Source organism: Pseudomonas cichorii, from assembly GCF_003700275.1.
GTDB classification, from domain to species: Bacteria; Pseudomonadota; Gammaproteobacteria; order Pseudomonadales; family Pseudomonadaceae; genus Aquipseudomonas; species Aquipseudomonas cichorii_B.
Genome location: NZ_RBRE01000017.1, coordinates 139,932 through 152,333, shown reverse-complemented (window position 1 = coordinate 152,333; position 12,402 = coordinate 139,932). Strand labels below are relative to the sequence as shown.

The 12,402-nt window shown below is 59.2% G+C and carries 16 protein-coding genes; 9 read left to right on the top strand and 7 right to left on the bottom strand.

What is annotated here, in order from left to right; genetic code table 11:
* Window positions 1-111: 111 nt before the first annotated feature.
* Window positions 112-543 (bottom strand): OsmC family protein, encoded by a 432-nt coding sequence (locus tag ALQ04_RS05625; RefSeq protein ID WP_122314854.1) that lies wholly within the window; start codon window positions 541-543, stop codon window positions 112-114.
* A 200-nt stretch (window positions 544-743) separates the two neighbouring features.
* Here ALQ04_RS05625 and ALQ04_RS05620 point away from each other — a divergent pair, with 200 nt between their 5' ends.
* Window positions 744-1,745, top strand: coding sequence for an LLM class flavin-dependent oxidoreductase (locus tag ALQ04_RS05620; RefSeq protein WP_122314853.1), 1,002 nt, complete (start codon window positions 744-746; stop codon window positions 1,743-1,745).
* A gap of 62 nt (window positions 1,746-1,807) precedes the next feature.
* Here ALQ04_RS05620 and ALQ04_RS05615 read toward each other — a convergent pair whose 3' ends face one another.
* Both ALQ04_RS05615 and ALQ04_RS05610 read right to left on the bottom strand, forming a co-directional pair.
* Window positions 1,808-2,029, bottom strand: a complete 222-nt coding sequence (locus ALQ04_RS05615) for a DUF1161 domain-containing protein (RefSeq protein WP_122314908.1) — start codon at window positions 2,027-2,029, stop codon at window positions 1,808-1,810.
* Window positions 2,030-2,171: 142 nt separating this feature from the next.
* Window positions 2,172-2,387, bottom strand: coding sequence for a dodecin (locus tag ALQ04_RS05610; RefSeq protein ID WP_122314852.1), 216 nt, complete (start codon window positions 2,385-2,387; stop codon window positions 2,172-2,174).
* 166 nt (window positions 2,388-2,553) lie between these two features.
* On the opposite strand from ALQ04_RS05610, the gene ALQ04_RS05605 reads away from it, so the two are divergent.
* Window positions 2,554-2,880 (top strand): YqjD family protein, encoded by a 327-nt coding sequence (locus ALQ04_RS05605; protein WP_122314851.1) that lies wholly within the window; start codon window positions 2,554-2,556, stop codon window positions 2,878-2,880.
* On the opposite strand, the gene ALQ04_RS05600 is transcribed toward ALQ04_RS05605, so the two are convergent.
* Window positions 2,881-3,789 (bottom strand): LysR family transcriptional regulator, encoded by a 909-nt coding sequence (locus ALQ04_RS05600; RefSeq protein ID WP_122314850.1) that lies wholly within the window; start codon window positions 3,787-3,789, stop codon window positions 2,881-2,883.
* Window positions 3,790-3,917: 128 nt separating this feature from the next.
* Here ALQ04_RS05600 and trpB point away from each other — a divergent pair, with 128 nt between their 5' ends.
* The 6 genes from trpB to ALQ04_RS05570 all read left to right on the top strand — a co-directional run bounded on the left by trpB (window position 3,918) and on the right by ALQ04_RS05570 (window position 8,404).
* Window positions 3,918-5,147 (top strand): tryptophan synthase subunit beta, encoded by a 1,230-nt coding sequence (gene trpB, locus ALQ04_RS05595; protein ID WP_122314849.1) that lies wholly within the window; start codon window positions 3,918-3,920, stop codon window positions 5,145-5,147.
* Window positions 5,144-5,956 carry a tryptophan synthase subunit alpha gene (gene trpA, locus ALQ04_RS05590; protein WP_122314848.1) on the top strand — a complete coding sequence of 271 codons (813 nt, stop codon included), beginning with the start codon at window positions 5,144-5,146 and terminating at the stop codon, window positions 5,954-5,956. The genes trpB and trpA overlap by 4 nt, the downstream gene beginning before the upstream one ends.
* A 253-nt stretch (window positions 5,957-6,209) precedes the next feature.
* Window positions 6,210-6,956, top strand: a complete 747-nt coding sequence (locus tag ALQ04_RS05585) for a 2OG-Fe dioxygenase family protein (protein WP_122314847.1) — start codon at window positions 6,210-6,212, stop codon at window positions 6,954-6,956.
* Window positions 6,957-7,017: 61 nt separating this feature from the next.
* Window positions 7,018-7,395: an N-acetyltransferase gene (locus ALQ04_RS05580; protein ID WP_122314907.1), complete on the top strand. Its 378-nt coding sequence runs from the start codon at window positions 7,018-7,020 to the stop codon at window positions 7,393-7,395.
* Window positions 7,396-7,418: 23 nt separating this feature from the next.
* Window positions 7,419-8,108, top strand: a complete 690-nt coding sequence (locus ALQ04_RS05575; RefSeq protein WP_122314906.1) for an AzlC family ABC transporter permease — start codon at window positions 7,419-7,421, stop codon at window positions 8,106-8,108.
* Complete coding sequence (locus ALQ04_RS05570; protein ID WP_122314846.1) at window positions 8,087-8,404, top strand: AzlD domain-containing protein; 318 nt, start codon at window positions 8,087-8,089, stop codon at window positions 8,402-8,404. Before ALQ04_RS05575 ends, ALQ04_RS05570 begins: the two co-directional genes overlap by 22 nt.
* Here ALQ04_RS05570 and ALQ04_RS05565 read toward each other — a convergent pair.
* The 3 genes from ALQ04_RS05565 to ALQ04_RS05555 form a co-directional block, all read right to left on the bottom strand.
* Window positions 8,321-9,244 carry a LysR family transcriptional regulator gene (locus ALQ04_RS05565; RefSeq protein ID WP_122314845.1) on the bottom strand — a complete coding sequence of 308 codons (924 nt, stop codon included), beginning with the start codon at window positions 9,242-9,244 and terminating at the stop codon, window positions 8,321-8,323. The genes ALQ04_RS05570 and ALQ04_RS05565 overlap by 84 nt on opposite strands.
* 169 nt (window positions 9,245-9,413) lie before the next feature.
* Window positions 9,414-9,746, bottom strand: a complete 333-nt coding sequence (locus tag ALQ04_RS05560; protein WP_122314844.1) for a DOPA 4,5-dioxygenase family protein — start codon at window positions 9,744-9,746, stop codon at window positions 9,414-9,416.
* A 51-nt stretch (window positions 9,747-9,797) separates the two neighbouring features.
* Window positions 9,798-10,748, bottom strand: coding sequence for a choline sulfate utilization transcriptional regulator (locus ALQ04_RS05555; RefSeq protein ID WP_122314843.1), 951 nt, complete (start codon window positions 10,746-10,748; stop codon window positions 9,798-9,800).
* Between the two features lie 114 nt (window positions 10,749-10,862).
* Between ALQ04_RS05555 and betC the strand changes: the two genes are divergently transcribed.
* Window positions 10,863-12,368, top strand: a complete 1,506-nt coding sequence (betC, locus tag ALQ04_RS05550) for a choline-sulfatase (protein ID WP_122314842.1) — start codon at window positions 10,863-10,865, stop codon at window positions 12,366-12,368.
* Window positions 12,369-12,402 lie beyond the last annotated feature (34 nt).

Below are 12,402 nucleotides of genomic sequence, written 5' to 3'. Positions count from 1 at the left end.
GTCTGTGCTGTAGTCCTGCATACGACCATTGCCGCCCGCATCTGGTTCTGACCCGCAAAAAAATGACCCGGGCAACTGGGTTGGCCGGGTCATCGGATGCAACGCTCTCGATCAGCCGAGCAAGGTGGCATCCAGAGTGATCTTGGCATTCAGCACCTTGGAAACCGGGCAGCCTTCTTTGGCCTGCTTGGTCAGTTCGTCGAACTGTTGCTGGGTTGCGCCTGGCACTTTGGCCTTGAGCACCAGATGCACGGCAGTGATGGAGAATCCGCCGCTGTCCTGGTCCAGTGTCACGTCAGCCTGGGTATCGATGCTGTCGGCCTTGAGGCCGGCATTACCGAGAATCATCGACAGGGCCATGGAGAAGCAGCCTGCATGGGCCGCGCCAATCAGCTCTTCAGGGTTGGTGCCCTTGCCGCCCTCGAAACGGGCCTTGAAGCCATAAGGCGCTTCGCGCAGCACGCCTGTTTCGGTAGATATATGGCCGATGCCGCTCTTGAGATCACCTTCCCAGTGCGCTGATGCTTTCTTGACGATGCTCATGATGCCTCCTGATGGAAATAGGTAATGTTGAAACCGTAGCCAAGGTTCTGAGGATAGCCAGTCCTGGAAAGTTCAACGTATAAGTCCTAGTGTTTTACTAGGTCTTTTTTCGGAGCAGCCATTGAAAAGCAGTCCTTGCGCCCGCACTGCTGTTTCATCATGGGCTCTGCCCAACACATTTCGAGGAGAAGCCGCGGCCTATGAAACGTTTGACGGATATAAAGATTTCCACCCTGGACCTGGTGCCGGTGCGCCAGGACAAAGGCCCTGCAGAATCACTGCGCAATTCCCTGAGCCTGGCCCAACATGTCGAAAAGCTGGGCTACAACCGCTTCTGGGTTGCCGAGCACCACAACATGGACGGTATCGCCAGTTCGGCGACTTCTGTGTTGCTGGCCTATCTGGCGGGAGGCACTTCGACGATTCGCGTCGGGGCTGGCGGCGTCATGCTGCCCAACCATGCGCCACTGGTGATTGCCGAGCAGTTCGGCACCCTTGCCAGCCTCTATCCGGACCGCATCGATTTGGGCCTTGGGCGTGCGCCCGGCTCGGATCAGATGACCGCCCGGGCCCTGCGCCGTGAACGCTCCGGCAGCGCCGACGACTTCCCCGATGATGTTGCCGAGTTGATGAGCTACCTCGGACCACGCACGGCTGATCAGAAAGTGATCGCCGTACCGGGCTCGGGCACCAATGTGCCGATCTGGTTGCTGGGTTCGAGCCTGTTCAGCGCGCAACTGGCCGGGATGCGCGGGCTGCCCTATGCCTTCGCCTCGCATTTCGCGCCGCGCTACATGCATGAGGCGATTCGCGTCTACCGCAATCACTTCAAGCCTTCAGAAGTGCTCGACAAACCTTATGTGATGCTGGGAGTACCGCTGGCTGCCGCCGACACCGACGAGCATGCCGAATACCTGGCCACTTCGGTCTACCAGCGCATTCTGGCGCTGATGCGCGGACACAGCCTGGTGCAGCGTCCGCCGGTCGAGTCGATGGAAAAGCTGTGGTTGCCTCACGAACGAGAGGCTGTGGCGAGTTTTCTGGGGCTGGCGATGGTCGGCGGTCCGGAAAAGATCCGCGCCAAACTGGATGTGCTGCTGGAGCAGACCGATGCCGATGAACTGATCTTCACCTGCGACATGTACGAGCATGAGGATCGGTTGCGGTCTTATGAAATTCTGGCGCAGGTTGCGCGAGGGTAAGGTTGCTGTTCGCGAATGAATGCGTTCCTGCACTGCGGGAGCGCATTCATCCGCGCAGGACATCAGCCGCGCTTGTAAATGAGCTTGCTTCTCCCGGCGTCACAGGAGCCGACCACTTTGGCGTCACGGACATCTTCAGTGCGGACAATTTCAAGTGTGAACGGGAAATCGCCATGCGCCTTGATCTTCGCATCGACTTCCGCCTTGAGCTCCTCGCAATTCCTGGCCGCCATGGCGGTTCCCGTAAGGCTCAGCAACGTCACTGCCAATAGCAACTTCTTCATCAATAACACTCCCTCGTCTGACAAATACAGGCACTTCATGATGAAGCACACAATAACGACTGCCACGCAGCAGGTGCGTGGCAGTGAGTTCTATCTGTAGCGGAAATTATGGCAATCGGCCAGTGAAAAGATTCAGAGCCTATCAGCTGTTGGCGATGCGAAAGCCTACCTTGAGAGTCACCTGATAGTGCGCAACCTTGCCGTTTTCAATGTGTCCGCGGGTTTCCGTCACCTCGAACCACTCCAGATACTGCAGGCTTTTGCTGGCCTCTGAAATCGCATTGTTGATGGCGTCTTCGATGCTGGTGGTCGACGAGCCAACCAGCTCGATCTTCTTGTAGGTGCGGTGATCACTCATGGCAGTTCTCCCTGGAAGTGTGAAAGAGCGCAGCGATGGCGACGCTCTCTGTTTCTGTCAGGAAAAGGCAGAGAAAAGTTCAGCAATTTGCAGAAATTGCATCGCACTTTCCAAAAAGCCCGTAGTCGGAAACAACACACGTACTCATCACAGCAGGAGAAATACCATGGCTAGCAATTCACTTCGTAAAGCCTCGTTGCAAAGCATGGAAGCGGAGATCGAAAGCCTCCTCAAGTCTCTGGAGAGCCTCAAGGGCGATGCTTCCGAAGAGTCGCGCAAGACCCTCAAAAGCCTCAAGGCCAACGCCGAGAATGCCTTGAGCCATTCGCGTCATCTGCTCAGCGATCTCTACGAGGACGTGAAGGTCAAGACCCGCGAAAACGCTCTGGCGACTCGCGACTACGCTCAGGAACACCCGTGGACAACCGCCGGTGTTGCAGTCGGTGCCATTGGCCTGCTTGCTGCCTACCTGCTGATCAAGCGCGGCGACTGATCATTTTCTGATCGGCTCGATGGAGCGCTCCAGCTCATTTTTCAACCAGTGAGCCAGTTGCTGCGCCCGACCGTCAGCGGCGCGTCGGGGAACCCAGAGAGCAAGTCGTGCCGGGGTTTCACTGAAACCCCAAGGCGCAGCCAGGCGCCCGGCTCGCAGGTCGTCAGTGACCAGCGGCTCGGGCGCAATGGCAATCCCCAGGCCGGCCACGGCCGCCTCCAGCAAATAATACAAATGCTCGAAACCCTGCCCGTAACGTAGCGCCTGCGCTTCGATCCTGTGCTGTTGCGCCCAGCTTGGCCAGGCTTGCGGGCGTGAGGTGGTGTGCAGCAGCGATTCGTTGGCCAGCGCCTGGGCCGGTGCCTGGCGCAAGGTCTCGAAACGTGCGAAACGCGGGCTCAATACCGGCCCGATACGTTCGCTGGCCAACTCGAAAACCTGCATGTCCGCAGGCCATGGCGGCTCGGCAAATACCAGTAACGCATCCAGTCCGGGCCTGCGCGGGTCCAGATCGCCCTCGCCCGCCGAGAGATGCAGGCGCAAGTCCGGCAGTTCGGCATTCAGGCGTCCCAGGCGCGGAATGAACCAGCGCGCCAGCAGGCTGCCGGAACAGCCGAGCACGAAGGGTGCGTCCGCGCTGCCCTGACTCAGTTCGGCGCAGACGTCGCGCAGGCGGTCGAAAGCCTCGCCGCTGACCTCACGCAGGCGGATACCTGCATCTGTGAGTTTCAGGCCGCGTCCATCCTTGCTGAACAGGGTCACGCCCAAGTGCTCTTCCAGGGTTTTCAACTGTCGACTGACCGCACCGTGGGTCACGTGCAGCTGTTCCGCAGCCTGACTGACGCTACCCATGCGAGCAGTGGCTTCAAAGGCGCGCAAGGCATTGAGAGGAGGAAGGTCGCGGCTCATGGTATCTGTGAGTTTTCCTGACAGGTTGCGGCGATCTTATCGGTTTTCATCCGGGCCTGCGCTGGTTAAAGTGAACCCATTGCCGATCCGGCTCAATCCATTTGCCCAAGACTGCAACCGGAGTCCTCATGACCCAGACCAACTTTCGCAGCGGCCCCGACGCCAACGGCCTGTTCGGCTCGTTTGGTGGCCGCTATGTAGCTGAAACCCTGATGCCGCTGGTGCTTGACCTGAACCGCGAGTACGAAGCCGCCAAGGCCGATCCCGAGTTCGCCGAACAACTGGCGTACTTTCAGCGCGATTACGTCGGCCGTCCCAACCCTCTGTACTTCGCCGAGCGCCTGACCGAGTTCTGCGGCGGCGCGAAGATCTACTTCAAGCGCGAAGAGCTGAACCACACCGGCGCGCACAAGATCAACAACTGTATCGGCCAGATCCTGCTGGCCAAGCGGATGGGCAAGAAGCGCCTGATCGCGGAAACCGGCGCGGGCATGCACGGCGTTGCGACTGCCACGGTCGCCGCCCGTTTCGGCCTGCCTTGTGTGATCTACATGGGCGCGACCGACATCGAGCGCCAGCAGGCCAACGTGTTCCGCATGAAGCTGCTGGGCGCCGAGATCGTTCCGGTCACTTCCGGCACCGGTACCCTGAAAGATGCGATGAACGAAGCCCTGCGCGACTGGGTGACCAACGTCGAAGACACCTTTTACCTGATCGGCACCGTTGCGGGTCCGCACCCGTATCCGGCGATGGTCCGTGATTTCCAGTCGATCATCGGCAAGGAAACCAGGGCTCAGATGCACGAGAAGGAAGGACGCCTGCCGGACAGTCTGGTCGCTTGCGTGGGTGGTGGTTCCAACGCCATGGGCCTGTTCCATCCGTTCCTCGATGACGCCAGCGTGCAGATCATTGGTGTCGAGGCCGGTGGTCACGGCGTAGACACCCAGCAGCACGCCGCCAGCCTCAACGGTGGCGTACCGGGCGTCCTGCACGGCAACCGTACCTACCTGCTGCAGGACGAGGACGGCCAGATCGCCGATGCCCATTCGATTTCCGCCGGCCTGGACTATCCCGGCATCGGCCCGGAGCACGCTTACCTGCATGAAGTGAAGCGCGCCGAATACGTCAGCATCACCGATGAGCAGGCGCTGGACGCCTTCCATAAATGCTGCCGCCTCGAAGGCATCATCCCGGCGCTGGAAACTGCCCACGCCCTGGCCGAAGCCATCCGGCGCGCGCCGACCCTGAGCGCTGACCACTTGATGGTCGTGTGCTTCTCCGGGCGTGGTGACAAAGACATGCAAACCGTAATGAACCACATGGCCGCTGCCGAAAAGACCCAGGAGAAGCCGGTATGAGCCGTCTTGAACAACGTTTTGCCCAGCTGAAAACCGAAGGTCGTGCAGCGCTGGTAACCTTCATCACGGCGGGCGACCCTGGCTACGACACGTCCCTGAAAATCCTCAAGGGCCTGCCAGCCGCCGGTGCCGATGTGATCGAGCTGGGCATGCCGTTCACCGATCCGATGGCTGATGGCGTCGCGATCCAGTTGGCGACCCTGCGCGCACTGGACGCCGGGCAGACTTTGCTGAAAACCCTGCAGATGGTCAGCGAGTTCCGTCGTGATGATCAGACCACGCCTATCGTGCTGATGGGTTACTACAACCCGATCCACCGCTTTGGTGTGGATGCTTTCGTGGCCGCTGCCAAGGATGCCGGTGTGGACGGCCTGATCATTGTCGACCTGCCGCCCGAGCATGACGCCGAACTGGCCACGCCGGCCCAGGCTTCGGGAATCGACTTTATTCGCCTGACCACGCCGACCACCGATGACGCACGCCTGCCGCGTGTGCTGGAGCGCAGTTCCGGTTTCGTCTACTACGTATCGGTGGCCGGTGTGACCGGTGCCGGATCGGCGACCACCGAGCACGTTACCGAAGCCATTGCGCGCCTGCGTCGGCACACCGATCTGCCGGTCAGTGTCGGTTTCGGCATCCGTACTCCGGAGCAGGCAGCGGCTATCGCGCGTCTGGCCGAAGGCGTGGTGGTGGGCTCGGCATTGGTGGACAAGATCGCCACGGCCAAGTCCCCTGAAGATGCTGTGGATGGCGTGCTCAGCCTGTGCGCGGCGCTGGCCGAAGGCGTGCGCAAGGCCCGCAATAGCTGAAGGCCGGTTGCGGCCAGCCATGCAAGTCGGGGGCAGCAGTTTGGTCTGAATCGCGCTGTGCGCAGGTATCGTCTACGCTGTTCCCGATGGTGCACTGAATTGATTCACCTACCGGTTGAAACGGGCTGTCTGCTTGCGGCAGGCAGCCCTTCAGGCGCATCAATCCAGGCTTGATATGCCTGAAATTCTTTTTCATGGAACTATCTGCCGTGACGTCTAAATTAGGCGCTCACCGTAGAAAAGGACCCTGAAAATGCTTGTCTTGAACAAGGAAGTTGGCCACTCGCTACAACGTGACAAGTTTGCAAATGTTCTAGGCAGCGATTTTAGTCTGTACGGTCATTTCGCCGATTTCATCCGGCTCACCAAGAGCTGGGAGAACATGGAAGAAGACAAGTACTACGGGCAGGCCGATTCAGGCATGCGGTTTCGCCGCTATAGCGACTTTGAATACAACCCTGTCACGCGCGATGTACGCCAGCTCGAACACCGTGCCTATGTCCAGTCCACCGAGCACAACCGTTACGTTGGCGGTCTGGAGCGACATTTTCAGGACTTTTCCGATGAAGTCATCGCTTCACCGGTGATCCGCAGCCTCATAGACCTGGACTTTGAGGTCTACAAGCACGTCCTGCCCCCGGAGCTGCACACCAAGATCTGGCAATGCCAGATCCATCAGATCCGCATCGAAATCAAGCCGGGAAAAACCCTGGAAATCACCCCTGAAGGTATCCATTGCGATGGCTATCCCTTCAGCGGCGTGCACTTCTGGGGCAAGCAGAACGTCGAAGGCGCGCAGAGCCGGCTGTACAACGCCGGGGAAGAACAACTGGCGGCGGTCACCTACGATGAAGTGCTGGACACCACGTTCTTCCTGGATCGTGAAATGCGCCACTATGTAACGCCTGCGAGCAATCGCGATCCTCATAAAATGGCCTATCGGCAGATTCTGGCTATTTCATTTTCCTTGCCGGGGACGCCTTTTGACATTGTTCGCTGAAAACCTCGAACCTGCAGAAATCGCCCTGCTCAAGCGCGCGACCTATCAGGACGCCGCGTTGCTGGAGAGTTTCTTCCACTCTTTCCAGGAGGTCGCTTTCTGTCTGTGGCAGGACACCAAATGCCTGCAACGTATCCTGACCCGCGATACCACCATCGCCTACATGGCCGAAAATGCCCAGGGCGAGATCGTCGGAGCGGTGATGGGCGGCGTGCTGGGTACCCGCGGAACCATCAATCATCTGGCGGTCAGCCCTGAATATCGTGGCCAGGGTGTGGGGCAGTGCCTGGTGGATGCGGCAACCACGGATATGAAACGTCTCAATGTGCGGCGTATGTTTCTGTTCGTCGATGACGATAATCTAGTGGGACGCAATTTCTGGAATAGCCTGGGATTTCATGAACCCAAGGGCGAAATCACTTGCGAGAAAGACCTTTGAGCAAGCTATCGATCGATCAGACCATGCCTGTCGAAAAGCAGAAATCCAGGACGTTTGCCGAAGCCAGCCCGGTCGTGGCCGGTTACTTCGCCGTGTCCTTCGTGTTCGGACTCATGGCGGTCAACGCGGGCTTTCCGCTCTGGCTGCCGGTCGCGATGTGCCTGTTCGTCTATGCCGGCGCCTCGCAGTTCGCTGCGCTGGCGCTGTTGAGCGCAGGCGCTTCGCTGCCGACGATCATCCTCACCACCTTCCTGATCAATGCCCGGCATATGCTGATGTCGGTGTATATGGCCAAGGCGTTGCGTACCCTGAAGTTGAGCCGTCTGGAGCGTTTCTGCTATGGCGCAGAGCTGACCGACGAGTCCTTCGCGTTCCATAGTGTGCGCCTCAACAAGGACCAGCCAGTCACGGCCCGCTACCTGATCGGCTTCAATCTCTATTGCCACACGTCATGGGTCGCCGGTGGCCTGCTCGGTGCACTGTGCGCGAAATATGCGGCGCATCTGGTGAACTACCAGCTCGACTACGCGCTGAGCGCCATGATGCTGTACGTACTGGTTTCGCTGTGCGATACCCGCAAGAAACTGATCGCGGCGCTGGTGGCCGTGCTCTGCATGGGTGGCCTCAGCCTGCTGGGGGATTCCGCCTTCAATGTATTTATCGCCACTCTTCTGGGCTGTGGGGCAGGTCTATGTCTGAACAAGCGTTCCTGATTCTGGTCGTGGCGTCGATGGTCGCCGTCACGCTGCTGCCACGCACCCTGCCGTTGCAGGTCAATACCGAGCACTGGCCGGACTTCATCGCCAAGGCACTGGAATACCTGCCGGTGGCGATCGTGGCCGCGATTACCGTGACGCCGCTGCTGATCAAGAACCAGCAACTGCAATTCGACCGCCCCGAGTTTCTTGCCGCATTGCCGACGCTGTTATGCGCATACCTGAGCAGGAATCTGTTTCTCAGTGTGGCGGTTGGTGTGGCGGCCTACATTATTATCGGTACTGTCCTGTAATGCGGTGTGCACCACGTAATTCAATGCCTGGCACGACAGGCTCGAGTTGTTGACTACCAGATGCACTTCCAGAGAGTCTTCAAAGCCCGGAACAATGGTCAGGCCACTCTGTTCGGCAACGCTGCGGGACACCAGGCCAATGCCATCGAACTGCCTGATCAACGACAGCGTCAGCGTCTCGCTGCCCGAGTAGACGATACTCGGCGGCTTGCCTTTCTTGGGCGTGCCGCCAGCAATGAAGCGCTGGAAGCTCTCGGAGTACGGGCAACTGCTGCTGGGGCGAACCTGAAGTTTCTCATTGAGAGACGACAGCGGCGTATTCTGCGGCCCGCAATGGACACCCACGACCTGCACCTGCACAAACGGCAGAAGCACGCTGGGCCGTACCGACTGCGGGCCGATCAGCACCGCCAGATCGAAGCTTTCGTGATTCAGCTTGCTGAGGTTTTCCACCGACTCGGCGTAGCTGAATTCCAGCTGGCAGTCATCGAACGCCTCGATCATGCGCGCCACGATGCAGCGGTTGACCTCGCTCGACAGGGTGCTGTTGAGCGCCACCCGCAAAATCCGCGAGGACGAGACATTGAGCGCGGCCACCTTGTTGTCCAGTTGTCGGCTGGCTTCCAGCACCTGCTCGACATAAGGCTCAAGCTCAAGGCCGGCATTGGTCAGGGTCAGCCCTTTGTTGGAGCGCTTGAACAGCTTGAAGCCAAATTGCGCTTCGACCTTGTTCAGTTGCGCAGCCAATGCCTGCACGCTGAGGCAGCACATTTCGGAGGCTGCGGTGAGAGAGCCGCACTGCGCGACTCGCATGAGATTTTTCAGAATGCGAATGTCCATGTGATGACATATCTCCACGGGATAGCGCTATTGGATTCAAACATTACCGACAAACCACTGCTGAAGCCATTTGCCTGAAGGGGAAGTCACCATTCCATGACCTGGAACATCTTCACTGCTTATAGCGGAGCAGGTTATACACGGTTCTCTTTCTTCACCCACCTGCACCTCAAGCCTTGAATATAGAGGTATCCAGAGGCCGAATCGCGCCCATCCAGATTGCATGTTCGGTGTGGTCTGCCAGTTCATCGCCGGTCAGCGGGTGCAGAAAAACCACCAGGCCGTTGCGGTTGCGCGTCAGCCACAGGACCACATCGGCAAACTGAGCATGGGTGAACCCCAGTTGGCAGCTCCAGTCAGGATGCGGTCCTACAAGACGTTCATGGACCCGACCCATCTGTACGCCAAATCGTTCGACGGCTGCTTCGCATAACGCTCGTGCCTGGTCGATGCTCTGTGCATCGAAATAAACGTGGGCGTGATAGCCCTGAGCATCCGGCATTACCAAGTCCTCCTTAACTCTAGATTGCCCCCAGTTATCCACAGATGTGGATCAAACCGCAATCGACGGTAGCGGTTTGCCAGTCAATGATTCACCACTGAGCGCCTGTTCGCTGGCCAGCCAGTCGACAAACTGCTGCACGACCTGCAGCCGACGCTTGCGCTGCGGCAGGACCACGTAATAACCGCAGGCGGAAATTGCCGTGGCCGTGATGGGGCGACACAGCAGGCCCTGATCGAGCAGATCATCCACCAGATGCCGCCAGCCGATGGCGATGCCCTGCCCGGCGATGGCGGCCTGGATCAGCAGTGTGTAGTTGTCGAAGCGCAACTGGCCGGGCGCCGGAGCCTGCGGGATATGCAGGGCGCGAAACACGCTTGCCCAGTCGAACCAGTTGTTGCTGCCTTCGCCGCGCAAATGCAGCAGCGCGAACTCGCGCAGGACTTCATTGGGCAGTGGCGTAGCACGTCCGGCCAGCAGTTTCGGGCTACAGACCGGATAGACCTCTTCGCTGAACAGCCAGCGGCTCTCCCCCTGTTTGAAACGCCCGTCGCCGAATAACACCGCCACATCGATATCGGCGCTCAGCATGCTGTGGCTGCGCTCGCTGGTCACCAGGCTGACGTCCACATCCGGATGTTGTTTGTGAAAGCGATGCAGGCGCGGCATCAGCCAGTAAGAGGCGAATGCAAAGTCAGTCGCGACCTGCAACACCTCATGCTGGTGCTGCTCGGTGATCGCAACCAGCCCGCTGTCCATCGACTGCAAGCCGCTCTGCACATGGCTGAACAGGACTTCCCCCGCCTCGGTCAGTTCGATCCCGCGGTAGATCCGGTCGAACAGGCGGGTCGCCAATTGTTCCTCCAGGCGCTTTATCTGCTGGCTTATCGCAGGTTGAGTCGTGCCCAGCTCCATGGCTGCCGCCGTGAAACTGCGCAGGCGGGCTGCGGCCTCAAAGGCACGCAGCAGATCCAGAGACATGTCACCGAGCGCTTCAAACATAAGCTGTGCTTATCCTAGGCATTGTTTTGTGTGGGCTTTACCAGAAATACGCAGATCTTCATCCTCGAAGGCAGCACTTTCGCATAACTGCCAACTATGGGATGCCGTGATTACATGAAGCGCAAAAATATTCTGTTCATCATGGCCGATCAAATGGCCGCGCCAATGTTGCCGTTCTACGCATCGTCTCCCGTCAAAATGCCCCACCTGAGTCGCCTGGCCGCCGAAGGCGTGGTGTTCGATTCTGCCTATTGCAACAGCCCGCTGTGTGCGCCCTCGCGTTTCACCCTGGTCAGTGGCCAGTTGCCGAGCAAGATCGGCGCCTACGACAACGCGGCGGATTTTCCGGCCGACATTCCGACCTATGCCCATTACCTGCGCAGCCTGGGCTACAAGACCGCGCTGTCCGGCAAGATGCATTTCTGCGGCCCGGACCAGTTGCACGGTTACGAGGAGCGGCTGACCAGCGATATCTATCCGGCCGACTATGGCTGGGCGGTGAACTGGGACGAGCCGGATGTGCGGCCAACCTGGTATCACAACATGTCGTCGGTGCTCCAGGCCGGGCCGTGTGTGCGCACCAACCAGCTGGATTTCGATGAAGAAGTGGTGTTCAAGGCGCAGCAGTATCTGTTCGATCATGTCCGCCAGGACGGTGACGCGCCGTTCTGCCTGACGGTTTCCATGACTCACCCTCACGATCCGTACACCATTCCCAAACCGTTCTGGGACCTGTACCGCGACGAAGACATTCCCCTGCCTGTGGCCCACGCCGATCAGGAAGAACTGGACCCGCATTCGCAGCGTCTGCTCAAGGTCTATGATCTGTGGGACAAGCCACTGCCTGTGGACAAGATCCGCGATGCCCGTCGGGCCTACTTCGGCGCCTGCAGCTACATCGACCAGAATGTCGGCAAGCTGCTGCAGACCCTCGAAGAAGCAGGGCTGGCCGAAGACACCATCATCGTGTTCTCGGGTGACCATGGCGACATGCTCGGCGAGCGAGGCCTCTGGTACAAGATGCACTGGTTCGAGATGGCGGCGCGCGTGCCGCTGCTGGTCTACGCGCCTGGCCATTTCCAGGCAGGCCGTGTCAGCGCTTCGGTGTCGACTGCCGACCTGCTGCCGACCTTCGTCGACCTGGCTGGCGGCGAACTGGACAGAGGCCTGCCGCTGGATGGCCGCTCGTTGCTGCCTCATTTGCAAGGTGCAGGTGGCCACGACGAAGTGTTCGGCGAATACATGGCCGAAGGCACCACCAGCCCGTTGATGATGATTCGTCGCGGCGCCTACAAATTCATCTACTCGGAACAGGATCCGTGCCTGTTGTTCGATCTGCACAACGATCCAAGGGAACAGGAGGAACTCAGCCAGTCGCCCGTTCATCAAACGTTGTTCAATGCTTTTCTGGCCGAAGCCCGCGCCAGATGGGACATACCGGCGATACACCATCAGGTGCTCGCCAGCCAGCGTCGGCGCCGTTTCGTCGCGCAAACGCTGGCCATCGGCAAGCTGAAGAGTTGGGATCACCAGCCGCTGGTCGACGCCAGTCAGCAGTACATGCGCAACCACATTGATCTGGACGATCTGGAGCGCAAGGCACGTTATCCGCAACCTTGAACCCTGCCCTCACCGAGAAAACCAAAAGGGTCAT

Bases quoted from the DNA above. Each gene is read 5' to 3' on its own strand.
- ALQ04_RS05625 (WP_122314854.1), bottom strand. From the start codon at position 543: ATGAGCATCGTCAAGAAAGCATCAGCGCACTGGGAAGGTGATCTCAAG.
- ALQ04_RS05620 (WP_122314853.1), top strand. From the start codon at position 744: ATGAAACGTTTGACGGATATAAAGATTTCCACCCTGGACCTGGTGCCG.
- ALQ04_RS05615 (WP_122314908.1), bottom strand. From the start codon at position 2,029: ATGAAGAAGTTGCTATTGGCAGTGACGTTGCTGAGCCTTACGGGAACC.
- ALQ04_RS05610 (WP_122314852.1), bottom strand. From the start codon at position 2,387: ATGAGTGATCACCGCACCTACAAGAAGATCGAGCTGGTTGGCTCGTCG.
- ALQ04_RS05605 (WP_122314851.1), top strand. From the start codon at position 2,554: ATGGCTAGCAATTCACTTCGTAAAGCCTCGTTGCAAAGCATGGAAGCG.
- ALQ04_RS05600 (WP_122314850.1), bottom strand. From the start codon at position 3,789: ATGAGCCGCGACCTTCCTCCTCTCAATGCCTTGCGCGCCTTTGAAGCC.
- trpB (WP_122314849.1), top strand. From the start codon at position 3,918: ATGACCCAGACCAACTTTCGCAGCGGCCCCGACGCCAACGGCCTGTTC.
- trpA (WP_122314848.1), top strand. From the start codon at position 5,144: ATGAGCCGTCTTGAACAACGTTTTGCCCAGCTGAAAACCGAAGGTCGT.
- ALQ04_RS05585 (WP_122314847.1), top strand. From the start codon at position 6,210: ATGCTTGTCTTGAACAAGGAAGTTGGCCACTCGCTACAACGTGACAAG.
- ALQ04_RS05575 (WP_122314906.1), top strand. From the start codon at position 7,419: ATGCCTGTCGAAAAGCAGAAATCCAGGACGTTTGCCGAAGCCAGCCCG.
- ALQ04_RS05570 (WP_122314846.1), top strand. From the start codon at position 8,087: ATGTCTGAACAAGCGTTCCTGATTCTGGTCGTGGCGTCGATGGTCGCC.
- ALQ04_RS05565 (WP_122314845.1), bottom strand. From the start codon at position 9,244: ATGGACATTCGCATTCTGAAAAATCTCATGCGAGTCGCGCAGTGCGGC.
- ALQ04_RS05560 (WP_122314844.1), bottom strand. From the start codon at position 9,746: ATGCCGGATGCTCAGGGCTATCACGCCCACGTTTATTTCGATGCACAG.
- ALQ04_RS05555 (WP_122314843.1), bottom strand. From the start codon at position 10,748: ATGTTTGAAGCGCTCGGTGACATGTCTCTGGATCTGCTGCGTGCCTTT.
- betC (WP_122314842.1), top strand. From the start codon at position 10,863: ATGAAGCGCAAAAATATTCTGTTCATCATGGCCGATCAAATGGCCGCG.